The 24,522-nt window shown below is 60.4% G+C and carries 26 protein-coding genes; 20 read left to right on the forward strand and 6 right to left on the reverse strand.

Going from position 1 to position 24,522, the window contains the following annotated elements; all coding sequences use genetic code 11:
• Positions 1-19 precede the first annotated feature (19 nt).
• The 12 genes from iolE to C4J86_RS12385 all read left to right on the forward strand — a co-directional run bounded on the left by iolE (position 20) and on the right by C4J86_RS12385 (position 13,231).
• Positions 20-907 carry a myo-inosose-2 dehydratase gene (gene iolE, locus C4J86_RS12335; RefSeq protein WP_124370587.1) on the forward strand — a complete coding sequence of 296 codons (888 nt, stop codon included), beginning with the start codon at positions 20-22 and terminating at the stop codon, positions 905-907.
• A 2-nt stretch (positions 908-909) separates the two neighbouring features.
• Positions 910-1,698, forward strand: a complete 789-nt coding sequence (gene iolB / locus C4J86_RS12340; RefSeq protein WP_124370588.1) for a 5-deoxy-glucuronate isomerase — start codon at positions 910-912, stop codon at positions 1,696-1,698.
• 26 nt (positions 1,699-1,724) lie between these two features.
• Positions 1,725-2,540, forward strand: a complete 816-nt coding sequence (locus C4J86_RS12345) for a TIM barrel protein (RefSeq protein WP_124370589.1) — start codon at positions 1,725-1,727, stop codon at positions 2,538-2,540.
• A 10-nt stretch (positions 2,541-2,550) separates the two neighbouring features.
• Positions 2,551-4,482, forward strand: a complete 1,932-nt coding sequence (gene iolD, locus C4J86_RS12350; RefSeq protein ID WP_124370590.1) for a 3D-(3,5/4)-trihydroxycyclohexane-1,2-dione acylhydrolase (decyclizing) — start codon at positions 2,551-2,553, stop codon at positions 4,480-4,482.
• 19 nt (positions 4,483-4,501) lie between these two features.
• Positions 4,502-5,512 (forward strand): Gfo/Idh/MocA family protein, encoded by a 1,011-nt coding sequence (locus C4J86_RS12355; RefSeq protein WP_124370591.1) that lies wholly within the window; start codon positions 4,502-4,504, stop codon positions 5,510-5,512.
• Between the two features lie 136 nt (positions 5,513-5,648).
• On the forward strand, positions 5,649-6,677 hold the full coding sequence (locus tag C4J86_RS12360) for a Gfo/Idh/MocA family oxidoreductase (protein ID WP_124370592.1): 1,029 nt from the start codon (positions 5,649-5,651) through the stop codon (positions 6,675-6,677).
• Between the two features lie 128 nt (positions 6,678-6,805).
• Positions 6,806-6,982, forward strand: a complete 177-nt coding sequence (locus tag C4J86_RS26850) for a hypothetical protein (protein WP_163001556.1) — start codon at positions 6,806-6,808, stop codon at positions 6,980-6,982.
• 48 nt (positions 6,983-7,030) lie between these two features.
• Positions 7,031-7,966, forward strand: a complete 936-nt coding sequence (locus C4J86_RS12365; RefSeq protein WP_124362704.1) for a sugar ABC transporter substrate-binding protein — start codon at positions 7,031-7,033, stop codon at positions 7,964-7,966.
• 65 nt (positions 7,967-8,031) lie between these two features.
• Positions 8,032-9,585, forward strand: a complete 1,554-nt coding sequence (locus C4J86_RS12370; protein WP_124362705.1) for a sugar ABC transporter ATP-binding protein — start codon at positions 8,032-8,034, stop codon at positions 9,583-9,585.
• Between the two features lie 25 nt (positions 9,586-9,610).
• Entirely contained in the window at positions 9,611-10,633 is a 1,023-nt protein-coding gene (locus C4J86_RS12375) for an ABC transporter permease (RefSeq protein WP_124362706.1), read from the forward strand.
• Positions 10,634-11,049: 416 nt separating this feature from the next.
• Positions 11,050-11,454, forward strand: coding sequence for a TraR/DksA C4-type zinc finger protein (locus C4J86_RS12380; protein ID WP_003191666.1), 405 nt, complete (start codon positions 11,050-11,052; stop codon positions 11,452-11,454).
• A gap of 544 nt (positions 11,455-11,998) precedes the next feature.
• On the forward strand, positions 11,999-13,231 hold the full coding sequence (locus tag C4J86_RS12385) for a methyl-accepting chemotaxis protein (protein WP_372239267.1): 1,233 nt from the start codon (positions 11,999-12,001) through the stop codon (positions 13,229-13,231).
• Positions 13,232-13,297: 66 nt separating this feature from the next.
• Here C4J86_RS12385 and C4J86_RS12390 read toward each other — a convergent pair whose 3' ends face one another.
• Entirely contained in the window at positions 13,298-13,540 is a 243-nt protein-coding gene (locus C4J86_RS12390; protein WP_124366908.1) for a DUF2789 domain-containing protein, read from the reverse strand.
• Between the two features lie 71 nt (positions 13,541-13,611).
• Positions 13,612-13,842 carry a hypothetical protein gene (locus tag C4J86_RS12395; protein ID WP_124366909.1) on the reverse strand — a complete coding sequence of 77 codons (231 nt, stop codon included), beginning with the start codon at positions 13,840-13,842 and terminating at the stop codon, positions 13,612-13,614.
• 762 nt (positions 13,843-14,604) lie between these two features.
• On the opposite strand from C4J86_RS12395, the gene C4J86_RS12405 reads away from it, so the two are divergent.
• Together C4J86_RS12405 and C4J86_RS12410 are read left to right on the forward strand one after the other, a co-directional pair.
• Complete coding sequence (locus C4J86_RS12405; RefSeq protein ID WP_057725140.1) at positions 14,605-15,075, forward strand: hypothetical protein; 471 nt, start codon at positions 14,605-14,607, stop codon at positions 15,073-15,075.
• Between the two features lie 131 nt (positions 15,076-15,206).
• A complete protein-coding gene (locus C4J86_RS12410) occupies positions 15,207-16,223 on the forward strand; it encodes an ABC transporter substrate-binding protein (RefSeq protein ID WP_124370595.1) in 1,017 nt (338 codons plus the stop codon).
• A 111-nt stretch (positions 16,224-16,334) separates the two neighbouring features.
• On the opposite strand, the gene C4J86_RS12415 is transcribed toward C4J86_RS12410, so the two are convergent.
• Positions 16,335-18,461 carry a TonB-dependent siderophore receptor gene (locus C4J86_RS12415; protein WP_124370596.1) on the reverse strand — a complete coding sequence of 709 codons (2,127 nt, stop codon included), beginning with the start codon at positions 18,459-18,461 and terminating at the stop codon, positions 16,335-16,337.
• A gap of 93 nt (positions 18,462-18,554) precedes the next feature.
• Positions 18,555-18,944 (reverse strand): DUF2946 domain-containing protein, encoded by a 390-nt coding sequence (locus tag C4J86_RS12420; protein WP_124370597.1) that lies wholly within the window; start codon positions 18,942-18,944, stop codon positions 18,555-18,557.
• A gap of 93 nt (positions 18,945-19,037) precedes the next feature.
• On the opposite strand from C4J86_RS12420, the gene C4J86_RS12425 reads away from it, so the two are divergent.
• From C4J86_RS12425 to C4J86_RS12435, 3 genes are all read left to right on the forward strand, one after another.
• Positions 19,038-19,475 carry a DUF3995 domain-containing protein gene (locus C4J86_RS12425; protein ID WP_124370598.1) on the forward strand — a complete coding sequence of 146 codons (438 nt, stop codon included), beginning with the start codon at positions 19,038-19,040 and terminating at the stop codon, positions 19,473-19,475.
• 81 nt (positions 19,476-19,556) lie between these two features.
• Complete coding sequence (locus tag C4J86_RS12430) at positions 19,557-19,886, forward strand: hypothetical protein (RefSeq protein WP_124362714.1); 330 nt, start codon at positions 19,557-19,559, stop codon at positions 19,884-19,886.
• Positions 19,887-19,982: 96 nt separating this feature from the next.
• The gene (locus C4J86_RS12435; protein ID WP_124370599.1) at positions 19,983-20,429 is read left to right on the forward strand and encodes a GNAT family N-acetyltransferase; all 447 of its coding nucleotides are present in this window, start codon (positions 19,983-19,985) and stop codon (positions 20,427-20,429) included.
• Between the two features lie 419 nt (positions 20,430-20,848).
• Here C4J86_RS12435 and C4J86_RS12440 read toward each other — a convergent pair whose 3' ends face one another.
• Positions 20,849-21,211: an NUDIX hydrolase gene (locus C4J86_RS12440; RefSeq protein WP_124372423.1), complete on the reverse strand. Its 363-nt coding sequence runs from the start codon at positions 21,209-21,211 to the stop codon at positions 20,849-20,851.
• Positions 21,212-21,336: 125 nt separating this feature from the next.
• Here C4J86_RS12440 and C4J86_RS12445 point away from each other — a divergent pair, with 125 nt between their 5' ends.
• The 3 genes from C4J86_RS12445 (at position 21,337) to C4J86_RS12455 (ending at position 23,682) form a co-directional block, all read left to right on the forward strand.
• Complete coding sequence (locus tag C4J86_RS12445; RefSeq protein WP_124370600.1) at positions 21,337-22,314, forward strand: Gfo/Idh/MocA family protein; 978 nt, start codon at positions 21,337-21,339, stop codon at positions 22,312-22,314.
• A gap of 46 nt (positions 22,315-22,360) precedes the next feature.
• Positions 22,361-22,990 (forward strand): ribonuclease T2, encoded by a 630-nt coding sequence (locus C4J86_RS12450; protein WP_124370601.1) that lies wholly within the window; start codon positions 22,361-22,363, stop codon positions 22,988-22,990.
• A gap of 104 nt (positions 22,991-23,094) precedes the next feature.
• On the forward strand, positions 23,095-23,682 hold the full coding sequence (locus C4J86_RS12455; RefSeq protein WP_124370602.1) for a LysE family translocator: 588 nt from the start codon (positions 23,095-23,097) through the stop codon (positions 23,680-23,682).
• Here C4J86_RS12455 and C4J86_RS12460 read toward each other — a convergent pair.
• On the reverse strand, positions 23,624-24,517 hold the full coding sequence (locus C4J86_RS12460) for an AraC family transcriptional regulator (protein ID WP_124370603.1): 894 nt from the start codon (positions 24,515-24,517) through the stop codon (positions 23,624-23,626). The two genes, C4J86_RS12455 and C4J86_RS12460, sit on opposite strands and share 59 nt — an antisense overlap.
• Positions 24,518-24,522: the final 5 nt, after the last annotated feature.

A 24,522-nucleotide genomic window follows, 5' to 3' on the forward strand; every position in this document is an offset into this window, starting at 1 on the left:
AAAACAATAAGGTGCAGCCATGCCCGCAATCCGAATTGGCATCAACCCGATCTCCTGGAGCAACGACGACCTGCCGGCCCTCGGCGGTGAAACGCCGCTGAGCACCGCCTTGAGCGAAGGCAAGGAAATCGGCTACGAAGGTTTTGAACTCAACGGCAAATTCCCCAAGGACGCCAAAGGGGTCGGCGACGTACTGCGCCCCTACGACCTGGCGCTGGTGTCCGGCTGGTATTCCAGCCGCCTGGCGCGGCGTTCGGTGGCTGAAGAAATCGAGGCCATCGCCGGCCACGTCGAGTTGCTCAAACAGAACGGCGCGAGCGTATTGGTGTATGGCGAAGTGGCCGATTCGATCCAGGGCTCGCGTATCCGCCTGATCGAACGCCCACGCTTTCACAGTGAACAGGCCTGGCAGGATTACGCCGATAAGCTCACCGAACTGGCGCGGTTCACCCTGTCACGGGGCGTGCGCCTGGCCTACCACCACCATATGGGCGCCTATGTCGAATCCCCCGAGGATATCGATCAGTTGATGGCACGCACCGGCCCGGAAGTCGGCCTGCTGTTCGATTCGGGCCATTGCTACATGGGCGGCGGCGAACCCCTTGAGGTGCTGCGCAAACATATCGCGCGCATCTGCCATGTGCATTTCAAGGACGTGCGCAAACCCGTGGTGCAACTGGCGCGCAACCAGATGTGGAGCTTTCCCGACTGCATCGTCAACGGCACCTTCACCGTACCCGGCGATGGCGATATCGACTTTGCCGAATTGCTCGATGTGCTGTTGGCCGCCAACTACGCGGGCTGGCTGGTGGTCGAGGCCGAGCAGGACCCGGCCGTGGCGCCCAGCTACATCTATGCAAAAAAGGGCTATGACACCTTGCGTGCGCTGCTCAACGAGAGGACTTAACCATGAGCTTGCTGGTCAAGAGCAATAAACGTGGGCAGACGATGGTCGCCCTGGAAGCCGGGCGCCTGGAGTACGTGGGTTTTAGTGCTTATCGCCTGAGCTTGGGCGAAACCTTGCCGGTCAGCGCCGGTGATAAGGAGCTATGCCTGGTGCTGCTCAGCGGCCGGGTGAATATCGAAGGCGAGGGCTTCGACTGGCAGAACCTGGGGGACCGTCAATCGGTATTCGAGGACAAATCCCCGTTCGCCGCCTACCTGCCGCCGGGCACCCAGGCCCAGGTCAGCGCCTTGAGTGACGTGCAGATCGCTGTCTGCGCCGCTCCCGGTGCGAGCGGTTACACACCGCGCCTGATCCGCCCGGAGCAGTGCAAGCGCAGCGTGCGTGGCAAGGGCGCCAATACCCGCTACGTGTGCGACATCCTGCCCGACAGCGAGCCGGCCCATTCGCTGCTGGTGGTGGAAGTGCGCACGCCGTCCGGGCACTCGTCGAGCTACCCGCCGCACAAGCACGACCTTGATGACCTGCCGCACCAGAGCTTTCTGGAGGAGACCTACTACCACCAGGTCAACCCGCCCCAGGGCTTCGTGTTCCAGCGGGTGTACACCGACGATCGCAGTATCGACCAGGCCATGGCCGTGGAAAACAGCGACCTGGTGGTGGTGCCCAAGGGCTATCACCCGGTCAGCGTGCCGTACGGCTACGAGTCGTATTACCTGAACGTCATGGCCGGCCCCAAGCGTGCCTGGCACTTCCATAACGACCCGCAGCACAGTTGGCTGCTGGACCTCTGAACGGTTTTGCACGGAGAACAACAACAATGAAGTCGCCGTTACGTTTTGCCCTTAACCGCATGGTCGCGCCCAACCTGTCCCTGCCGGATTTCATCCAGTTGGCCGTGGCCTTGAAGTGCGACGCCATCGAGATCCGCAATGACCTCAAGGACCGCCAGATCGAATACGGCGCCCCGGCCAGCCGCGTGCGCCAATTGTGCGCGGCCCAGGGCATCACGGTGCTGTCGATCAACGCGCTATACCCCTTTGATGTGTGGAACGACGAGCGCCATGCCCAAGCGATCGAGCTGGCCACCTATGCCCGGGAATGTGGCGCGCAAGGCCTGGTGATGTGCCCGTTCAACGAGCCGGGCGACACCCGCAACGAAGCCCAGCGCGCCGCCGGTTTGCGCACGGCGTTAAGCGAGTTGGCGCCGATCCTGCGCGAGCACGGGATTCTCGGTTTTATCGAACCGCTGGGCTTCGAAGAATGCGCCATGCGCCGCAAGCGCGTAGCGGTGGACGCGATCCAGTCCATCGGCGGCCTGGATGTGTTCCGCCTGGTGCACGACACCTTCCATCATCACTTGGCCGGCGAGCACGAGTTCTTCCCTGAGCTGACCGGGCTGGTGCACATCTCCGGCGTGGAAGATGCCGAGGCGCCGCTCAATTCGATCCGCGACGGCCACCGCGTACTGGTGGGCGAGGGCGACATCCTCGGTAACGCCGCGCAGATCGACACCTTGCTCAGCACTGGCTACAGCGGCTACCTGTCGTTCGAGCCGTTTGCCACAAGCGTGCATGAGTTGGCGGATATCCAGCAGGCCTTGGGGGCAAGCATCGCCCACCTGCAAAAACGTTAAGGGGCGCGACATGACCACAACCCGACTGACCATGGCCCAGGCCCTGGTGAAGTTCCTGGATAACCAATACATCGAAGTCGATGGCGTGCAGAGCAAATTCGTCGCCGGGGTGTTCACGATATTCGGCCACGGCAATGTGCTGGGCCTGGGCCAGGCGCTGGAGCAGGACAGCGGCGACCTGGTGGTGCATCAGGGCCGTAACGAACAAGGCATGGCCCACGCTGCCATCGGCTTCGCCAAGCAGCATCTGCGGCGCAAGATCTACGCGTGTACCGCATCGGTCGGGCCCGGCGCGGCGAATATGCTCACCGCTGCGGCGACCGCGACGGCCAACCGTATTCCGTTGCTGCTGTTGCCGGGCGATGTCTATGCCAGCCGTCAACCGGACCCGGTGCTGCAACAGGTCGAACAGTTCCACGACTTGAGCATCAGTACCAACGATGCGTTCCGCTGCGTGAGCAAATACTGGGACCGCATCAACCGCCCTGAGCAGCTGATGACGGCGGCGATCCAGGCCATGCGCGTGCTCACCGACCCCGCCGAAACCGGCGCGGTGACCCTGGCGCTGCCCCAGGACGTGCAGGCCGAAGCCTGGGACTATCCCGACTATTTCCTGCAAAAGCGCGTGCACCGTATCGAACGTCGCCCAGCCACCGCTGCGATGCTAGGCGATGCGTTGGCGGCTTTCAGCGGCAAGCGCAAACCATTGATCATCTGCGGTGGCGGGGTTAAATATTCCGGCGCGAATGCCGCGTTGCAGGCCTTTGCCGAGCGCTTCGATATTCCCTTCGCCGAAACCCAGGCCGGCAAGAGCGCGGTGGTTTCAAGCCACCCGCTGAACGTCGGCGGCATCGGTGAGACCGGCTGCCTGGCGGCCAACCTGCTGGCGCCCGAGGCGGATCTGATCATCGGCATCGGCACGCGTTATACCGACTTCACCACGTCGTCAAAATCGCTGTTCAAGCACGCCGAGGTGAAGTTTCTCAACCTCAATATCTGCCCTGGCGATGCGTTGAAACTCGACGGCGTGCAAGTGCTGGCCGACGCCAAGGTTGCCCTCGAAGCGTTGGCCGATGCCCTCGGTGATTACCGTTCCGGCTGGGGCGAGCAGATTGCTGACGCCAAGGCGCAGTTGGATGCCGAAGTGGACCGCGTGCATCAGGTCGAATACCACGGCGACGACTTCGTGCCGGAAGTTGACGACCACCTCGACCGCGCCGTACTGCGCGAATTCATCGAGCTGACCGGCTCGTGCCTGACCCAAAGCCGTGTGCTCGGCGTGCTCAATGCGACGCTCGCCGATGACGCAATCATCGTCGCCGCCGCCGGCAGCCTGCCCGGCGACCTGCAGCGCGCCTGGCGCAGCAAGGGCGTCAACACCTACCACGTCGAGTACGGCTATTCGTGCATGGGCTACGAGATCAACGCCGCCCTTGGTGTGAAGCTGGCCGAGCCGAGCAAAGAGGTGTACGCGCTGGTCGGCGATGGCTCCTACATGATGCTGCATTCGGAGTTGGCCACCTCGATCCAGGAGCACCGCAAGATCAACGTGGTGCTGCTCGACAACATGGCCTTTGGTTGCATCAACAACCTGCAGATCGGCAACGGCATGGACAGCTTCGGCACCGAGTTCCGCTATCGCAACCCTGAGAGCGGCAAGCTCGACGGCGGCCTGGTACCGGTGGATTTCGCCATGAGCGCGGCGGCTTACGGCTGCAAGACCTACAAGGTCAGCAGCGTGGAACAGCTTGAAGCGGCTCTGGCCGATGCGCGTACTCAAACCGTGTCGACCCTGTTCGATATCAAGGTGCTGCCCAAGACCATGGTCCATGGCTACCTGTCGTGGTGGCGGGTGGGCGTGGCGCAGGTGTCCACCAGCGAACGCACCAACGCCGCCGCGAAAAAACTCAATGAACACCTGGCCAAGGCCCGGCAGTACTAATAACAAGAGGAGTGTTTGTATGTCGTTGAAGCTTGGAGTGATCGGTACCGGTGCCATCGGCCGTGACCATATTCGTCGTTGCAGCCAGACCCTGCTCAACAGCCAGGTGGTGGCGGTTACCGATATCAACCTGGAACAGGCGGCCAAGGTGGTGGCCGAGTTGAAGCTGGACGCCGAGGTATACCCGGATGGTCACGCGCTGATCAACTCGCCGCAGGTGCAAGCCATACTGGTGACCTCGTGGGGGCCGAGCCACGAGGAGTTCGTGCTCGCCGCCATCGCCGCCGGTAAACCGGTGTTCTGCGAGAAACCCCTGGCCGTGACCGCCGACGGCTGCCGCAGGATCGTCGAGGCCGAAGTGGCGCACGGCAAACGCCTGGTGCAAGTCGGTTTCATGCGCCCATACGACGAAGGCTATCGCGCCTTGAAGGCCGTGATCGACAGCGGCCAGATCGGCGAACCACTGATGCTGCACTGCGCGCATCGCAACCCGACGGTGGGCGAAAACTACAAGACCGACATGGCGATTACCGACACCCTGATTCACGAACTGGATGTACTGCGTTGGCTGCTCAACGACGACTACGTCTCGGTGCAGGTAGTGTTCCCGCGCAAGACCAGCAAAGCCCTGGCCCACCTGCGCGACCCGCAGATCGTGCTGCTGGAAACCGCCAAGGGCACGCGCATCGACGTCGAAGTGTTCGTCAACTGCCAGTATGGCTACGACATTCAGTGCGAAGTGGTGGGGGAGAGCGGCATCGCCAAATTGCCCGAGCCTTCCCAGGTGCAACTGCGCAGCGAGGCCAAGCTGTCGAATGCGATTCTGATGGATTGGAAGGACCGGTTTATCGGCGCCTATGACGTGGAATTGCAGGCGTTCATTGACAGCGTGCGGGCCGGGCAGGTGGGTGGGCCGTCGGCGTGGGATGGCTATGCGGCAGCGGTGGCGGCGGATGCGTGTATTGAAGCGCAGGGCAGTGGGCAGATTGTCAAGGTCAGCCTGCCAAACCGCCCACACTTCTACGGCTAACACTCGGTCAATGTGGGAGGGGGCTTGCTCCCGATAGCTGTGTATCAGTCACTAAATCTGTACCTGACACACTGCCATCGGGAGCAAGCCCCCTCCCACATTTGATTGGGTTTGCACTTCAAAGAAGGAATAAATCATGCGAATCGGACTGGTCGGCTATGGCCATGGAGGGCGCTTTTTTCATGCGCCGCTGATTGCAACATTGCCGGGCGCCACGTTTGTGGGGGTGGTGACCCGTTCACCCGAGCGGCGTCAGCAACTGAATACCGATCTGCCAGGGGTCAAGGCCTTCGACAGCATCGGCCAGATCGTCGAAGCCGGCGTCGATGCCCTGGTCATCTCCACCACACTCAAGGGCCGCCCGGCGCTGGTGCTGGAAGCCATCGAACACGGCGTGGCGGTGGTCAGCGACAAGCCCTTCGCCGCCAACGCCGAGCAGGCCCAGGCCTTGATCACCGCCGCTGAACGCCAAGGCACGCTGCTCAGCGTCTATCAGAACCGACGTTGGGATTCGGATTACCTGACCCTGCGCAAACTCATCGACGCCGGTGCCTTGGGTGAGATCACCCGTTTCGAGTCCCGTGTCGAACGCTACAGCCCGCAGGCAGTGGGCAATGCCAGCGGCGGCGGCTGGTTGCGCGACCTCGGCAGCCATCTGGTGGACCAGGCCCTGCAATTGTTCGGCCCGGTGGACAAGGTATTCGCGCAATTGCAATTCACCCCTGAGCACCCCAACGTCGATCACGGCTTCTTCGCGTCCCTGACCCACGCCAACGGGGTGGTTTCCCATTTGTGGGGCAACGCCCTGCAGAACTGCCAGGCCCCGCGTTTTCGCGTCAGCGGCACCTTGGGTTGTTACACCGTGGACGGGCTGGATGGCCAGGAAGAAGCACTGATGGCCGGCAAGTCGCCGAAAACCGAAGGCGAGCACTGGGGCGCAGAAGAACATCGACGCTGGGGCTGGTTCGAACAGGGGCCGGAACGCGAGCGAGTGCCCTCTGAAAAAGGCTGCTGGACCCAGTTCTATCGGCAATTGCAAACGGCGGTGCAAGGCCAGGGCCCATTGCCCGTGGACGCCTATGACGCGTTGGAAACCACCCGTATATTGGACGCCGCACGCCTGAGCGCCGAGCGCCAGCAGGTGGTTTCAACAAAAATAGAATAAAATTCTAAAACAGGTTGATATGGAAATTATTTTCCAATAAAGTCTTTTCCAGGTTGCATAAAGTACGTCTTGGGCTCGACCCCGGCGACTCAACAAAAACAAGATCAAAAACAACCAGGTACCGTCAGATGAAAATCTTCAACGCTGTACTGCGAGTTTTACGCCCTGCCCACACGCCACGCGCACTGCCCCGCGCCCGGCCGTTCTACTTCTCCTTCCTCAATGTGCTGTGCGTCGAAAACCAGGGCGCGCTGGTCTGCTGCATTCCAGGCGCGCCGGTGGTGCGGGTGCCCGCCGAGCGCTGATAAACGCAACGTCCATAAAACCAACAAGAAAGTGGAGACAGACCGTTCATGAAGACCCCGATCCGTTTTACCGCGCTGGCCCTGTCGATGCTGCTCGCCAGTGGCGTCGCCACGGCCGCCGACATCAAAGTGGGCGTGAGCATGTCCGCCTTCGATGACACCTTCCTCACCTACCTGCGCGAAGACATGGACAAGCAAGCCAAGTCCTATCCCAAGGGCGACGGCGTGCAACTGCAGTTCGAAGACGCCCGCGCCGATGTGGTCAAGCAACTGAGCCAGGTCGAGAACTTTATCAGCCAGAAAGTCGACGCCATCATCGTCAACCCGGTGGATACCGCCTCGACAGCCAACATCATCAAGGCCGCCACCGCCGCGAAAATTCCGCTGGTGTTCGTCAACCGCCGTCCCGACCAGAAAGACTTGCCCAAGGACGTGGTCGCGGTGACGTCCGATGACGTTGAAGCCGGCAAGCTGCAAATGCAGTACATCGCCGAAAAACTCGGCGGCAAGGGCAAGATCGTGATCCTGCTCGGCGACCTGGCGAACAACTCCACCACCAACCGCACCAAGGGTGTAAAGGAAGTGCTGGCCAACTACCCGGGCATCAAGATCGAGCAGGAACAGACGGGTACCTGGTTGCGCGACAGGGGCATGACCCTGGTCAACGACTGGCTGACCCAGGGCCGTGAGTTCAATGCCGTACTGGCCAACAACGACGAGATGGCTATCGGCGCGTCCATGGCGCTCAAATCGGCAGGCACCAAGCCCGGCACCGTGTTGATTGCCGGGGTCGACGGCACGCCGGACGGCCTCAACGCAATCACCAAGGGTGAGATGGCCGCCTCGGCGTTCCAGGATGCCAAGGGCCAGGCCGTGGGCTCGGTGGAAGCGGCGCGCAAGATGGCCAGGAACGAGCCGGTGGAGCAGAACGTGGTGATCCCGTTCAAGCTCATCACCCCGGACAACGTCAAAGACTTCAAGTAGCCCTGACCTCACAACCCTAAGCCGGCAGGGCGGTCACGGCCGCCCTGCAGATGGAGTACCTTCCTATGCTCGCTCATGCCACTGTCTCGCAGCCGCCGGGTATCCAGCCGCTGGCGCAGGACGAACCCTACCTGCTGGAAATTCTCAACATCAGCAAAGGCTTTCCCGGCGTCGTGGCCCTGGACGATGTGCAGTTGCGGGTGCGCCCCGGCACGGTGCTGGCGCTGATGGGCGAGAACGGTGCGGGCAAGTCGACGCTGATGAAAATCATCGCCGGCATCTATCAGCCCGATGCCGGCGAAATTCGCCTGCGCGGCAAGCCGATTGTGTTTGAAACGCCCCTGGCGGCCCAAAAGGCCGGGATTGCGATGATCCACCAGGAACTCAACCTGATGCCCCATATGAGCATCGCCGAGAATATCTGGATCGGCCGTGAGCAGCTCAACAGCCTGCACATGGTCAACCACCGCGAAATGCACCGCTGTACCGCCGAGCTGCTGGCGCGCCTGCGCATCAACCTCGACCCGGAAGAACAGGTCGGCAACCTGAGCATCGCCGAGCGGCAGATGGTCGAGATCGCCAAGGCCGTGTCCTATGACTCCGACATCCTGATCATGGATGAACCGACCTCGGCGATTACCGAGAAGGAAGTCGCCCACCTGTTTTCGATCATTGCCGACCTCAAGTCCCAGGGCAAAGGCATCGTCTACATCACGCATAAAATGAACGAAGTGTTCGCCATCGCCGATGAAGTGGCGGTGTTTCGCGACGGCCAGTACATCGGCTTGCAGCGTGCCGACACGATGAACAGCGACAGCCTGATCTCGATGATGGTCGGCCGTGAGCTGAGCCAGTTGTTCCCGGTACGCGAGACGCCGATCGGCGACTTGTTGCTGTCGGTGCGCAACCTGAGCCTGGACGGCGTGTTCACGGACGTTTCGTTTGACCTGCACGCCGGCGAAATCCTCGGCATCGCCGGGTTGATGGGCTCGGGCCGCACCAACGTGGCGGAAACCATTTTCGGCATCACCCCAAGCAGCAGCGGGCAGATCACCCTCGACGGCAAACCGGTGCGCATCAGCGACCCGCACATGGCCATCGAGAAGGGCTTTGCGCTGTTGACCGAGGACCGCAAGCTCAGCGGCCTGTTCCCGTGCCTGTCGGTACTGGAGAACATGGAAATGGCGGTGTTGCCGCACTATTCGGGCAACGGTTTCATCCAGCAGAAAGCCCTGCGCGCCTTGTGCGAAGACATGTGCAAGAAGCTGCGAGTGAAAACCCCCTCGCTGGAACAGTGCATCGATACCTTGTCCGGCGGCAACCAGCAGAAGGCGCTCCTGGCGCGCTGGCTGATGACCAACCCGCGGCTGTTGATCCTCGATGAGCCGACCCGTGGCATCGATGTGGGCGCCAAGGCCGAGATCTACCGCCTGATCGCCTTTCTTGCCAGCGAGGGCATGGCGGTGATCATGATTTCCTCGGAACTGCCCGAAGTACTCGGCATGAGCGACCGGGTGATGGTGATGCACGAAGGCGAATTGATGGGCACCCTGGATCGGGCTGAGGCCACCCAGGAAAAAGTCATGCAATTGGCCTCCGGTATGACCGTGGTCCACTGACTCCAGAATAAGAAGGTAATTGGCTATGAACGCAATAACAGACAACAAGCCGGCGATGGCACCGGTCAAGAACCGTCGACGCATGCCCACTGAATTGAGCATCTTCCTGGTGCTGATCGGCATCGGCCTGGTGTTTGAACTGTTCGGCTGGATCGTGCGCGACCAGAGCTTTTTGATGAACTCCCAGCGCCTGGTGCTGATGATCCTGCAAGTGTCGATCATCGGCTTGCTGGCCATCGGCGTGACCCAGGTGATCATCACCACCGGCATCGACCTGTCGTCCGGCTCGGTGTTGGCCTTGTCCGCGATGATCGCTGCCAGTTTGGCGCAGACTTCCGATTTTTCCCGTGCGGTGTTTCCGTCCCTGACCGATTTGCCGGTGTGGATCCCGGTGGCGATGGGCCTTGGCGTGGGGCTGCTGGCGGGGGCGATCAACGGCAGTATTATCGCGGTGACCGGTATCCCGCCGTTCATTGCGACCCTGGGCATGATGGTCTCGGCCCGTGGCCTGGCGCGTTATTACACCGAAGGCCAGCCAGTGAGCATGCTCTCGGATTCGTACACGGCCATCGGCCATGGCGCGATGCCGGTGATCATCTTCCTGGTGGTGGCGGTGATTTTCCATATCGCCCTGCGCTACACCAAGTACGGCAAGTACACCTACGCCATTGGCGGCAACATGCAGGCGGCGCGTACTTCGGGGATCAACGTCAAGCGGCACCTGATCATCGTTTACAGCATCGCCGGCCTCCTGGCAGGCCTGGCAGGCGTGGTGGCCTCGGCCCGTGCGGCGACCGGCCAGGCCGGCATGGGCATGTCCTATGAGCTGGACGCAATCGCGGCCGCAGTGATCGGCGGCACCAGCCTGGCGGGCGGGGTAGGGCGCATCACCGGCACCGTGATCGGCGCGCTGATCCTAGGCGTGATGGCCAGTGGGTTTACCTTTGTCGGGGTGGATGCGTACATCCAGGACATCATCAAGGGGCTGATCATCGTGGTGGCGGTAGTGATCGACCAATACCGCAACAAGCGCAAGCTCAAGCGCTGAATTCAATGGCTGTAGCAGATCAAGGGTGGGAGGGGGCTTGCTCCCGATTGCGGTGGCTCAGTCAAACAGATGGCGACTGACACTCCGCAATCGGGAGCAAGCCCCCTCCCACATTGAGTAATGCGCCAGCTTGTTCAACCGTTTGTCTTCTATATAGCTCACCTGGACTGAATTTCTTGCTATAAACGCACTCCGATGACCGTTCGCCAAGCCCGTCCTGGTGCTTTTGGGGGTTGATCGGGAAAAATGCCTGTCATTTCAGTTGCTGCGCCTTCAAGTCGGCCTTAGACTGCCGCCCCTCGTAAATTGAGTGCCGGGTGGCGCTTGGAACGGATGGCGCCTTTCCGAGACCTGCAGAGGTCGGCCGGAACGCTCCCTTATTCGCCTTAATGCACGTATTTTTTATAGAGAAATCAATGACAAAGGAAAAGTTGCTGGCCATGCCGGCGGATGACTACATGAATGCCGAACAGCACGCTTTTTTTGAGAAGTTGCTGCAAGACATGAAAGTGGAACACCACGAGCGCATTGAACAGAACCGTATCGCCATTGAAAGCCTGGACACGCCTGCCGACCCGGCTGACGCTGCTTCCGTGGAAGAAGAGCGCACCTGGCTGGTCAATGCCATCGACCGCGACCAGCGCATGTTGCCGCAACTGGAGCGTGCCCTGGAACGTATCAAGGAAGATTCCTTTGGCTGGTGTGATGACAGCGGCGAGCCTATCGGCCTCAAGCGCCTGCTGATCAGCCCCACCACCAAATACTGCATCGAAGCGCAAGAGCGCCACGAGCAGATCGACAAGCACCAGCGTCAAGCCTGATGTGCTGCGCGGGGGGCCGCATGCCCGGCTCCCCAAAGAATTATTCGTTACGCCCTGGTTATTGATCTACTGCATGCACTTGCACTAAAGGCCCATGGATAATGGCCCGATAGTGGCGTTTAATGCAGACACAATAACGACAAGCAGCGGGGTAACGACAATGGCTGGAGACGGATCTCTGACGGGCGCAGCAGTGCCACCGCAATCGGTGGCGCGCGTGCTGCCCGGCTGGCTCACACCGCTCGCGCAGAGCGCCGCCTTGGTGCTGCTACTGCTGGGCCTGGCGTTTACCCGCTTGCCACTCTATGTGTGCCTGCCGCTGGCCTTGCTGGTGATCTGGCTACCCCGCCTGAAAAGTCCCAAACCTGGGGTGGCGCACGCTGCGGCCAGCGATGCGATTGGCGAGCTGACGCGCGATCTGTCCTATACCACCAGCCATAACGCACTCTCCGCTGCGGGCGTGGCCTATTCGGTCAAGCAACTGGCGGCGCGTTTGCAGTCGCAGCTGGGCGCCTCCCAACAGATCGTCAGCAGCGCGCAAGTGATGATCAGCACCGAACAGGTCACTTCCCAGCTCAGCCGCCAGGCTTTGGGCGCGGCCAGCCAAGCTCATCAGCGCAGCAGCGAAGGCCGGGAAGTGCTGGTGCAGTCCATCACCCGCATGCATCAACTCAGCCAGCGTGCCGATGCCAGCCGCGAGCTGATCGAAGCCTTGAGCCAGCGCAGCGAGGAAATCCAGCGTGTGACGCTGGTGATCCAGTCTATTGCCAGCCAGACCAACCTGCTGGCGCTGAACGCGGCGATCGAGGCGGCGCGGGCCGGTGAACATGGGCGTGGGTTTGCCGTGGTCGCCGATGAAGTACGCGGCCTCGCTGGCCGTACGGCCACGGCCACGGATGAAGTTGGGGTGATGGTCGCTGACATCCAGCAACGTACCGCCCAGGTGGTGGAGCAGATTCGCCAACTGTCGGCGGACCTGCACACCGGTGTTGAACAGGTGGAACATGCCGGCGAGCACTTGGCGAGCATCGCCAGCCTGGCAGCGGATGTGGAAACCCAAGTCAGTGAAATCGCCCAGGGCACCGACACCAATCGCACGCAACTCGACAGCCTGTTCCACGCCGTGGAGCAGATGCGCAGCGACCTTGCGGTAAGCGATCAGCAAACCCGCCAGCTCGCCGACGCCGCTGTGCAAATGGAAGGGCAGGCGGAAACCATCAGCGAGCGCCTGGCGCAAGTCGGCCTGGATGACTATCACCAGCGTATCTACGACTTGGCACGCGAAGGCGCCAGGCGCATTGCCGAACAGTTCGAGGCGGATGTGCTGGGCCGCCGGATCAGCCTCGAGGATCTGTTTGACCGCAACTACACGCTGATTGCGAACACGCGCCCGAGCAAATATAAAACCCGGTTTGACGCTTACACCGACCAGGTGTTGCCCGCCATTCAAGAGGCGCTGTTGCCACGTCATGAAGGCTTGGTGTTTGCCATCGCCTGCACCCAACAGGGCTACGTGCCGACGCATAACAAAGCGTTTTCCCACGCCTTGACCGGGGATGACCAAGTGGATGCAGTGCAGAACCGCACCAAGCGCAAGTTTGACGATCGTACCGGCATACGCTGCGGTAGCCATCAACAGCCCATGTTGCTGCAGACTTACACGCGCGATACCGGCGAGCTGATGCACGACTTGTCGGTGCCAATCATGGTCCAGGGGCGCCATTGGGGTGGTTTGCGCCTGGGCTACAAGCCGCAAGGTGCAAAGTCAGGGCGATAACGCAGGAATGCAAGGCTGCCTGGCAAGCGCTGTTGCGCCCGGAGCAAGCAGACAGCCTGCATTGCATCAAACGCTGGGAGACTCGTGCAGCAGGGCGTTGAGGTCATCGACCGCAGGCGCCCATTCGGCGTCGATATGCAATTGTTCCCTGAGGAAGGCCGCTTGTTGCTCGCTCCAGAACGGCGCGTCGATGAGTTTGACGTCATCCGGCAAACGGTGTTCGGCGGTGAAGCGTTCGATGGCTTCCTGGCTGGAATCCAGGCCTAGTTGTTCGAACAGGGTTTCAAGTGTCGGGGTGGTGGTGTCCATAACATTCTCCATGCGGGCTGATCATCGTCCTGCATGTGAGGGGTATGGCACGCCAGAGTTCTATCGGATTATCAAGAACTGAGTGCGCCTGAATCCACGGCGGCTTTCAGCTCCTTGGCGGCCTCTTTCGCTGCGATGGCCGCAGCGTCGACGGTTTTGAACCAGCGGTCTTTCTCTACCTGATGCGTTGTAACTGTGGTCAACGGCGGTTTGGCCCGCATGATGATGACCGCTTGAAACTCACCGTCTACTTCCCTGGCATCGCCATGGATAAAAAATTCGCCAATATCAAATTCCGTCACGTATAGGCTTCTCTTCAAGGTAACTGCACTGATGAAACCTGACCCGCACGGGGCAAACTCCAATGGACGGGTCAGTATGGCAGTTGTTGAAGGGCCGCTGTGCAGTAAAGTCAGCCAGGTGACGAAACGAGTGTGCCGTGCAGACTATACAAATTGGCTTCCAGGGCTTTGGCCAGTGCACAGGCCTTGGTGTGATCGCTGCGAAAGCCTTTTATCCTGCCGCTGGTCACTTCCTGGATATGGAAAAAATTCCTTCCGGCCGGCACAACGCGATAAAGCACGGAATGGGAGTACCCATCGGGCGTAGGTAAGCAGTAGTATTGCGGTTCGCCTGGACATGATGAATGCGAGTGGAAGGACGTATCGTCGTGTTGACGTCGTAGCATGCTCAGCTCCTGTCGATCGACCTTGTTGATATAGCCGCCACGTTTCGGGTGGTTTGACTAGTGTTACTGTTTTAGTATTGTCGTTGGCGGCGCGCGCCTGGTTCCATGTCCAGGTGTTTTCTTTTGTGATGCGTGTCGGAAAACTGCGTTTTTAATCGGGTTATTCTCTGAAGTTGTTCGACCCGTATTCTCGGGTCGTTGAACCTGTGATTTGCTGTGTTGCCGGATGACCTCGCATAAGGGCCACCGCGCTTATCTGTACGGGTCTTATGGGGTTTCTTCAGGTTTTTAACGAGTCTGTGATCGTGCCGTAACGGCCGTTTTTTTGTGCTGCCCGCTCAAGCGGTCAGTGCTATTTCGATGTGGGGGCGTTTCCTTGGCAGTCAGTAATCTGGATATGCACGCGTTATTCGTGCTGGGTGATTTGCGCGCAAAGTTGGTCAAGCAGTTTCAATCTCGTTTTGTCTACGTCACCGAGCAGACACCGGAAGGTATCTACATCGCTGAGATCGATACCGAAGCGGCGTTGGTGGTGGACGACAAGCCACGCCTGGAACTCAAGGTCGGCGACCATTTTCGCGCGGCGGTATTGCCCAGCCGCGAAGGTGGCAAGTTCGAACTGAAATTCCGCGATATCAAGTTGACCGTATATGGCCTGGGCGACTACGCGTTTGTGTCATCGGCCGAGGGCGAGGGGATTGTGTTCAAGGAAGGCCATAGCGTCATGCTGGTATTTGCTGCCCACGAGCAATTGCAGGAAGGCCTGACCAAAACCCTCAAGGCCGTAACAGGCAAAGCCGCCAAGTGGCGCAAGGGCGAACTGGTGACGTTCAAGGCCAGTGAATAAATATCGACACGGCGAACTTCTTTTATCTTCCGGAACCTCTACTACAGTTGAGTTGACTTAACTATTCAGAGGCTTCGCGCATAGCAGCAAAGCCGTCCGCTGATGGCTGCGATATCGCGAGGTGCGAGGGGATGAAAGGAATACGAACACTGCTGGCTGCATCGTTGACGGCCCTGGGCCTGTCGCTGGCGACAGTGCCGGTATCGGCTGCCCAGGCGCCGGTGCACTTTGCCGACCTGAACTGGGAAAGTGGCAGCCTGATCACCGAGGTGCTGCGGTTCATTGTCGAGAAGGGCTACGACTTGCCCACCGATACCTTGCCCGGTACCACCATCACCCTGGAAACCGCCCTGGCCAAGAACGATATCCAGGTGATCGGTGAAGAGTGGGCGGGCCGCAGCCCCGTCTGGGTCAAGGCCGAGGCGCAAGGCAAGGTGGTGGGCCTGGGCGATACGGTCAAGGGCGCCACCGAAGGCTGGTGGGTGCCGGAATACGTGGTCAAGGGAGACCCGAGCAAAAACATCAAGCCCCTGGCCCCTGACCTGAAAAGCGTAAACGACCTGGCGCGCTACAAGGATGTGTTCCAGGACCCTGAGTCTCCCGGCAAAGGGCGCTTTCTCAACAGCCCCATCGGCTGGACCTCGGAAGTGGTCAACAAGCAAAAGCTCAAGGCGTACGGCCTGGACGACAGCTACGTGAACTTTCGCAGCGGCTCGGGGGCGGCACTGGATGCCGAGATTGCGTCGTCGATCCGCCGGGGCAAGCCGGTGCTGTTCTACTACTGGTCGCCCACGCCGTTGATGGGCCGCTATAAATTGATTCAGCTGCAGGAGCCGCCGTTCGACGCCGAGGCCTGGAAGACGCTGACGGATGCGGACAATCCTGATCCCAAGCCGACGCGCTCGCTGGCCTCGAAATTGAGCATCGGCGTGTCTACGCCGTTCCAGAAGGAGCATCCGCAGATTGCGCAGTTTTTCGAGAAGGTTGAGTTTCCTATTGAGCCGCTTAATCAGGCGTTGGCGAAAATGAGTGAGAACCATACGCCACCTCGGGACGTGGCCCAGGCGTTTCTCAAGGCTCATCCCGAGGTGTGGAAGGCGTGGTTGGCAGAGGATGTGGCACTCAAGGTTGAGTCGGCCCTCAAGTGATCGACAGTATTGCTACCTGATGGAGATCAAAATGTGGGAGGGGGCTTGCCCCCGATGGCGGCTTCTGGGCCGACCAGGATGTCCCCCTCCCACATTGCTTGTATTCCAGCTTTAGAATCGGGTTTGTACAGCAACCTCGAACGTTCGCGGTGAGCCGAGGTAATACGCCGGTGAAACGTGGGCGAATTCGGCATACACCTCATTGGTCAGGTTGCGCACCCGGCCAGTTATCGAGGTGTGTGTGTCCACTTTATAGCGCAGAAAACTGCCAAACAGCGTGTAGGCCGGCACCGTCTGGGTGTTGGCATTGTCGGCATACACCTGGGCGACATGGCGCGCGTCTACGCCGCCTTGCCAATTTTCTGAAAAGTCATAGGTCAGCCATAGATTGCCCACGCGCTTGGGCACGTTGGTCGGTGTATTGCCTTGACGCGACACCACGGAGCCGCTGGCAGTTTTCTCGTTGAAGTCGTCGTATTGCGCGTCCACCCAGGCGACGTTGCCTTCAGCCAGCAATCGGGGGGTGATGCGCAGCGAACTGGCCAGTTCGATGCCCCTGGATGACTGCGCACCCACGCGAATGCTGCGGGTGGGGTCCAGTGGGTCGGTCACCGCAAAGTCCTTGCGCTCTATCCTGTAGACGGCAAGCGTCGCGGCGCCACGACCCTCGAGGTAGTCGAACTTGCTGCCTATTTCCCATTGCTTGCCGGTCGATACGTCGAACACCTGAGTCGTGGTGCTCGGCTGTTCGGCGGCGGTGCTGTATTGCACGTAGACGTTGGCGGATGGCACGAACTGGTAGGTCAAACCCACGCGCCCGGTCACCGGTTCCCAACTGCGCTGGAGGTGCCTTGGGTTGGCGGCTGTCACCGTTCTGTGGTTGGTCACGTCCAGGTCGATGGCGTCGTAGCGCAGGCCGGTGAGCAGCGACAATGTGTCGGTCAAGCCCAAGCGGTTTTCCACGAACAGCGCTTTTGTAGTCACTGCACTGGTCTTGTCTTTGACGAAACCGGGTCGGGTGCCCGGTATGTCGTAGAAATGGCCGGGCTGATAGCCGTTCGGCTCGACTGTGCTGTTGCCCGGCAAGTTCAACGGGCTGTTGGTGGTGCTGTTGACCTTGTATTCGAAGCCTGCGGACCAGGTGGTGGCCAGGCCGAAGACGGTGTCCTCATGGCGCAGCTCGAACTGGTTGCCGTTCTGCTCACCCTGATGCCGCACCTGATAGGCGGTGGAGCGGTTCACCGCGCTGTTGTCGGCGTTGTACTGGTAGGTTTCCAGGTTGCGGTAATCGCGCTGGCTGTCGAGGTGGTAGAGGGTGTTTTTCAGGGTGGTGCTGTCGTTGATCCGGTAGTCAATGATTGAACGTGCCCAGCGTGTGCGCTGTTCATAGCGACCGTCCGCGACGTTGTAGTTGTTGAAGCGGTTGTGCCTGTCGATCTTCAACTCGCCGGCCTTGGGGTTGAGCACGGGAGTGCCCCAGTAGGGGCTGTCTTCGTGCTCGTCCTGATATTCCAGCGCCAGGGTATGGGACAGGTCCGGGGTCAGGTCGCTGAGCAGGGAAAACGCCACGCTCCAGGCTTCGCGTTGATCGCGGTCGATATAGCTGTGCTGCGTGTTGCGGCTGACATCCAGGCGCGCGTAATGCTGCACGGCGGCCCCAGGCTCGGTAAGCGCATGGTTGAGGCCCAGCGCCAGGCCGGCGGTGTCATGGCTGCCATAGGTCAACTGGCCTTCGACGGCGTGCTCCTCACGGCTGGCCAGCCTGGTCACGTAGTTCAGCGAACCGCCTACGGAGCCTGCGCCATTGATCAGGGAGGAGGGACCGCCGACCAGTTCGACACGGTCGTAGATCCACGCATCCACCGGTCGCGCGAGGCCGGTGGCGACGTTGATACCGTTGAACATCTGGGTGATCTGGCTGCTGGTGAACCCACGGTATGAGACGAACCCGCCAAAACCCGGTGGCGCGCTGGCGTTGACGCCGGGCAGGGTATTGGCCGCATCGCGAAAGGTCTTGGCGCCATGGCGTTCGATGTCGTTGCGCGTGGCGATGGCCACCGACGCCGGGGTGTGGCGCACGCTCAATCCCAGCCGCGACGCCATGCCGCTGGGTTGATCCAGGGCCAGGCCGGGATCGACGGTTTGCTCGCCTTCGATGGTGGTCGGGGCCAGCTCAAGGGCTGGGGCGCAAACAGGCAGGCAGCCGCACAGGCCCGCCAGCAAGGGTAAGTGTTTCATGGTTGAATCCTGAAAACTTGGCGTGAAAACGACGCACGACCGCGCGTATTTCCGGATGGAAACAGGGGGCTGTGCGCAGGGACAGCGCAGGGATCAGGCGAAGGCGGGCGGCGCGCGCGGGTGGGCTGTGGGCCAGGTGAGACGGGTGGGGATGTCAGCGGCAAGTACCACGGCCGCAGGCGGGGCGTGCGGCTGTGGCAACACCGCTACATTCAGGTGACTGCTGAGCGCGGGGCCCATGCCGCCGGTGGAGCACAGGGGGCAACCGAACGCCTTGGACAGTGTTGGCAGGCTCTCATCGGTAGAGTTTGATTGCACGGGCGCCTGCGTGCGCGGGTCGACCGTACAGAACTGACCGCTGATGCCGTTGAGCTGCATCCCGACCATTTGCCCGTGCCCGATGCTGCAGGCGAACACATTGAATAGGACGCAGCCATACAGCATCCAGGCAATGAGCGAGCGGTCGATTCGGGCAAGTTTCATGGGGCGGCACTTTAACATCAGCTGCCGACGAAATACCTGCAAAAAATATCAGGGCGTCTATGCTCAGTCCCACCATTTCTGGGGACGCCCGCCATGAGCTTCGTCGTTGCGCGCTGGATCGTCGCAATTTTCACCTGCATCAGCATGGTGCATCTGTACTGGGCCGCGGGCGGCAAACTCGGCAGCCTGGCCGCCATTCCTCAATTACCGGGCGAATTCGCCAGCGGGCCAAGGCCGGCGTTCAAACCCTCGGCGCTGGGCACCTTTCTGGTCGCCATGGGGCTGGTGGCGATTGCGCTGCTCGTCTGTCTGCGCGCCGGGCTGTATTTTTCGCCGGTGTCCCATGGGGCGCTGCAATGGGGGATCAGTGCGATTGCTGTGGTGATGTTTGCCAGGGCGATCGGCGATTCGGAGCTGGTGGGTTTTTTCAAAAAGGTGGTGGGCTCAAGGTTCGCCAGGCTGGACACCTACTTTTATTCGCCGCTGTGTCTGGTGTTGGGCGCTGGCCTGTTGGTAGTGGCATGGGCCTGAGATAAGGCAATCTGATGGCCCCTCTGTAACAAAATTCTCGCCAGAATCACTTTTATTTCAGGTGGTTAGGTGAGGAAGCTAATGCGCACTGTTGGAATCATGCTGATTGCCTGTTCCCTGGCCGGCGGCGCGGCAGCCGCGCAGGCTCGGGAGTTGCGCGAGGGCGACAAATATATGTGCAGTTGGGGCGCAGGCACGGCTGCCAGGGCTCAGGAGCTGAAGCTTTCGGGGGTGTCGCTGTACGCCGCGCGGCAAAAGATCCAGACCATCAAATTCAACAAATCGTGGATGCGCATGATGGCCATGGGTATTACCGAGCAGACCTATGACAGCCGTTCACGGCTCAAACCCGAGGCGATTCGCCAGAGTTTTTACCAGGATTGCGTGCGGTATAAAGTGGCGCGTAAATAAGCGTTTTTCCTACCGTGCTGCCGAGTGGTTTACAGATCCACGACAAATGCTATGTAAGTATTTGCATACAATCGCGTGCTTGATCAGGAGGCATATATGCAAGTGCTTATTCGAGTGGCGACCGCCGAAGACCTCGACACGCTCATTAAAATTCGTACCTCGGTGGTGCAAAACCATTTGAGCGTTGAACAGATGGCTGATCTGGGGATTACGCCGCAGGTACTGGCCGACGCGCTGCGCGCAGCTCCGTGCGCATGGGTCGCAGAAGTGGACGGCCAGGCAGCGGCCTTTTCCATGGTCGATCTTGAGACCGGCGAGGTGTTCGCGATGTTCGTCTTACCTTCCCACGAGAACCTGGGCCTGGGCCGGCGGTTGATGGCAGTGGCCGAGGCCGCGTTGTTTGTGCATCACGAGCGCGTGTACCTGGTTACTGATGGCCGCGATGAAGTCCGCGCTAATGGGTTCTATCAGCGCCTGGGGTGGCTGAGGGCCGGCCGTGTTGAGGGTGATGACGTTCGCTACGAAAAAAGCAGGGCATACTGACTTCATGAGCGCCTAAGCCCCGATTAGCTGACAGCTTGCGCAACTTCGTGCTGGAGTGTTGGGCGCTGCAGCGCGCATGCAGGCGATTGAACAACCCGTTATTGAAAACTGTGAAAGTGGAATAACTAATAACCCTTTTTTATAAGCGGATTAAGTTCAAAGCCTTGCCCCTAACTTGCACCAAAAAGTGGCACAAATTAGCCTCTTTCCTTAAAAAACATGTGGTTATTGAATGACTTACGACGCTTCCAATCCGACGAAAGGAAGAAAACAATCTTGTGACGTGTTTTTGCAATCGCTACTATAGCCGTGCGTTCACCTCCCACGGTTTATGCATTTTTAAATCCCAAGTTTCCATCAGCTACTTGGGATTTTTTTTGCCTGGAATTTGGCACAACAGCGTCGGCAAGGCCGTCGCGTCAGAGGCGGCGCAGGAAGGAGTTGACGATGTGCCGTGTGGCGTCAGTCGTGTCCAATTCATCGAGAGCGTTGTAGGCGTACCACTGGCAGTCGACGATCTCGTTGCACGGCCGCGCCTCGTCGATGTTCACCACCGAGGCCTCAAACACATGGTGCAGGGTGTCGCGGGCCTTCAGCTCCTGCAGGTACAGCAAGCCATCAACGTTCAACCCGGTCTCTTCTTCCAGCTCGCGTTCTGCCGCGCCCACTGGGCGTTCGCCGCGTTCGACCTTACCGCCCGGCAACGCCCATTTCGATCTTGCCTTGCGCACAAAGAGGATATGCCCCTCGTGTTCGCATATGACCGTGGCCCGTATTTTCATCATCTGTGCCCGTAACGAAATCTCTGTCATAAAAGTGTAATGCAATTGTCATGCTAAGTGGTTATGGCGCGCCAGGGCGTGTATGTGGATACTGCCCGATTGACATAAACGAACGAGGAGAGCAGATGAGCACCGTACGTTGGGGCATGATCGGCTGTGGCAGTGTCACTGAATTGAAGAGTGGACCCGCTTTCTACAAAGCGCCAGGCTCTGCCCTGGTGGCCGTGATGGGGCGGCGCGAGGACGCCGTGCGCGATTATGCGACACGCCATGGCATTGCCCGCTTCTATACCGACGCCCAGGCCCTGATCGACGACCCCGAGGTGGACGCGGTGTACATCGCCACGCCACCCGACAGCCACCTCGAGTACAGCTTGATGGTGGCGGCGGCAGGCAAGCATTGCTGCGTCGAAAAGCCAATGTCGTTGAACGCCGAACAGAGCGCATTGATGCAACGCACCTTCGAGCGCGCCGGGCTGCACCTGTTCGTCTCCTACTATCGGCGCTCATTGCCACGCTTCCAGCAAGTGCGCAGCTGGTTGCAGGAAGGCCGTATCGGCGAGCTACGCCACTTGACCTGGACTCTATGCAAGCCCGCAGCGGAGGCCGACACCAATCCCGCCAATTGGCGCACGGATCCGGCGATTGCCGGCGGCGGTTATTTTGCTGACCTGGCCAGCCATGGGTTCGACCTGTTCCAGTACCTGGCGGGAGATATCGTCGAAGTCTCGGGCTTCACCGCGCGGCAGGCCGGGCGTTACGCGGCGGAAGATGCAGTAACCGCCTGCTGGACCTTTGCCAGCGGTGCGTTGGGCATGGGCTGCTGGAACTTCGTGGCAGACCGCCGCGAAGACCGGGTCGAGCTGATCGGCAGTCATGGGCGCATCACGTTCTCGGTATTCGAAGACCAGCCGCTGCGTCTTGAAGGGGCGGTTGACGAGGTGCTGGAAGTGCCTTGTCATGCGCACATCCAATGGCACCACGTGCTTGCGATGAATGCCCATATCCGGGGGGAAGCCAAGCACCCTTCGCTGGCAATCGAGGCGCTGAAGACGGATCGAATCCTGGACAAGGTGCTGCAACGTTACTCTCAACATCCCTAGCCGTTGCGATAGCGTGGTGACTCACTTTGTTTAAACGGATATCGCGATGAAATACTGGATGGTGGGGTGGCTGCTGATCGTCACCGGGGCAACGGCAGCGCCGCGCAGCCAAGGGCAGCCAGGGGAATTTGATTTCTATGTATTGTCGCTGTCATGGTCGCCGACGTTTTGCCTGACACACCCGGACAATGAACAGTGTTCGGGCAAGGGCTATGGGTTTGTCCTGCATGGCTTGTGGCCGCAGTACGCGCGAGGCGGGTGGCCGGCCTCCTGTGCCCCTGACGTGCGATTGACCAACGAGGAAATGCGCAAGGGCGCGACGCTGTTTCCCACCCGTGCTCTGCTCAAGCATGAATGGGCCAAGCACGGCACCTGCAGCGGGCTCGTGCCGCTGGAATACCTGGAGAAAACCGATACGGCACTGGGGGCGGTGGTCATCCCGCCACAACTGCAGCCGTTCAATACGCCGCCGTCATTAGCGGCCAGCGAGATCGAGGCGCTGTTTCGCGACAGCAACCCACGCATGGGCAATCACGGGATGGCCGTCATCTGCAAAGGCAAAGTGCTGTCTGAAGTGCGGGTATGCCTGACCAAGGACCTGGCCTTCGCCGGTTGCCCGCGCAGTGTGAAAAGCCAGTGCCGCAGCGGTGATATCCGGATCCCCGCGCAGCGCTGAGCCTGGATGCCTCGCGCAGCTTGAGGGGCGTTTTGTTCAATACCGAGTTCGCTCCAGCCTATAGCGTGATGCCATCCCGTCTGGCATCACGAAAAGGAACCGCAATGAGCTTGATCATTTCCATGGCTGCCTTCGCCCTCGCCACCTCCATTACGCCAGGGCCGGTCAACGTGGTCGCCCTGAGCAGCGGCGCGCGCTTCGGGTTTGCCGCCAGCCAGAAGCACTTGTTCGGCGCTGCGCTTGGCTTCACGCTGCTGTTGATACTGATTGGCCTGGGCCTGCACGAGGTGCTGCTGCGCTGGCCGATCCTGACCCAGTTGATCCAGTGGGGCGGGGTGGCCTTTTTGCTGTACATGGCCTGGAAGCTCGCCGTGGATGATGGCCAATTGCAGGCCGATGGCGCCGCCACGGCGCCATCGATGGTATACGGCGCGATCATGCAGTGGCTCAACCCCAAGGCCTGGCTGGCCTGTGTGGCGGGGATGGGGCTGTTCGCGGCGGACGGCGATGCCGGGCAAGTCTGGTTGTTCGCCGGCCTCTACCTGGTGATCTGCTACCTGTCGGTGGCGTGTTGGGCCTATGCCGGAACGTTTCTGCGGCGCTACCTGCACAATCCCCAGGGTGTCAGGGTATTCAACCGCTCGATGGCCGCGTTGCTGGTGGCCAGTGTGGGTTATTTGCTGATGGCTTGAGTATTTCGCGGTATTGCCCGGGCGTGGCGGCGAAATGCTGTTTGAACGCACGCTGGAAATGCGCCTGGTCGGCAAAGCCTGCGGCCAGGGCCACGTCGGCGATCAGCTCGCCATTACGCAGCTGGGTGCGGGCGAACTGGATACGGCGATTGACCAGAAAGGCATGGGGCGTGAGCCCGTAATACTGCTTGAAGGCGCGGATCAGGTAAGACGGCGACAGTTCTGCCGCCTGGCAAATGTCCTCGAGCTTCAAGGCCTCGGTGCAGTGTTCACGGATGTAGTCGGCGGCCCGCTCCAGCCTGTGATTGACCTCCCGTACCGGTGCAAGCGAAGGGTTCAGGCGCTGCTGCACCTCGCTGAAGTAGCTCACCAGCGCGCTCTGTTTGTGCAGCAGTTCGGCCCGCTCATCCACCAACAGGCGGTACAACGCCAGCAAGCCGTTGTACAACGACGGGTCCCGCGTATGGGGGGTGTTGAACGGGCGGTAACCCTGGTCGGTACTGAAGCCCAGTTGATACTGCAGGTCGGTCAGCCAGGGCGTGTCGAGGTAGAGCATATGGTAGGACCAATGCTCGTTTTCGATGGGATTGCAGGCATGCACATCGCCGGGGTTCATCAACACCACGGTGCCGGCGCTGATCTGGAAGGTCTGCGCGCCATGCTGGTAATAGCTGCGCCCGCGGGTGATTGCGCCAATGGAAAAATGTTCATGGGCATGCCGCGTGTACGTCACCTTGCGCCCGTCGGCGATGGTGCGCGCCTCGATGAACGGCAAGCGCTCGTCGCGCCAGAAACGCGGCGAGTGCGAAGGGTGGGCGCGAGTGTTCAACGACATGGCGA

The organism is Pseudomonas sp. R2-7-07 (assembly GCF_003852355.1).
Lineage (GTDB): Bacteria > Pseudomonadota > Gammaproteobacteria > Pseudomonadales > Pseudomonadaceae > Aquipseudomonas.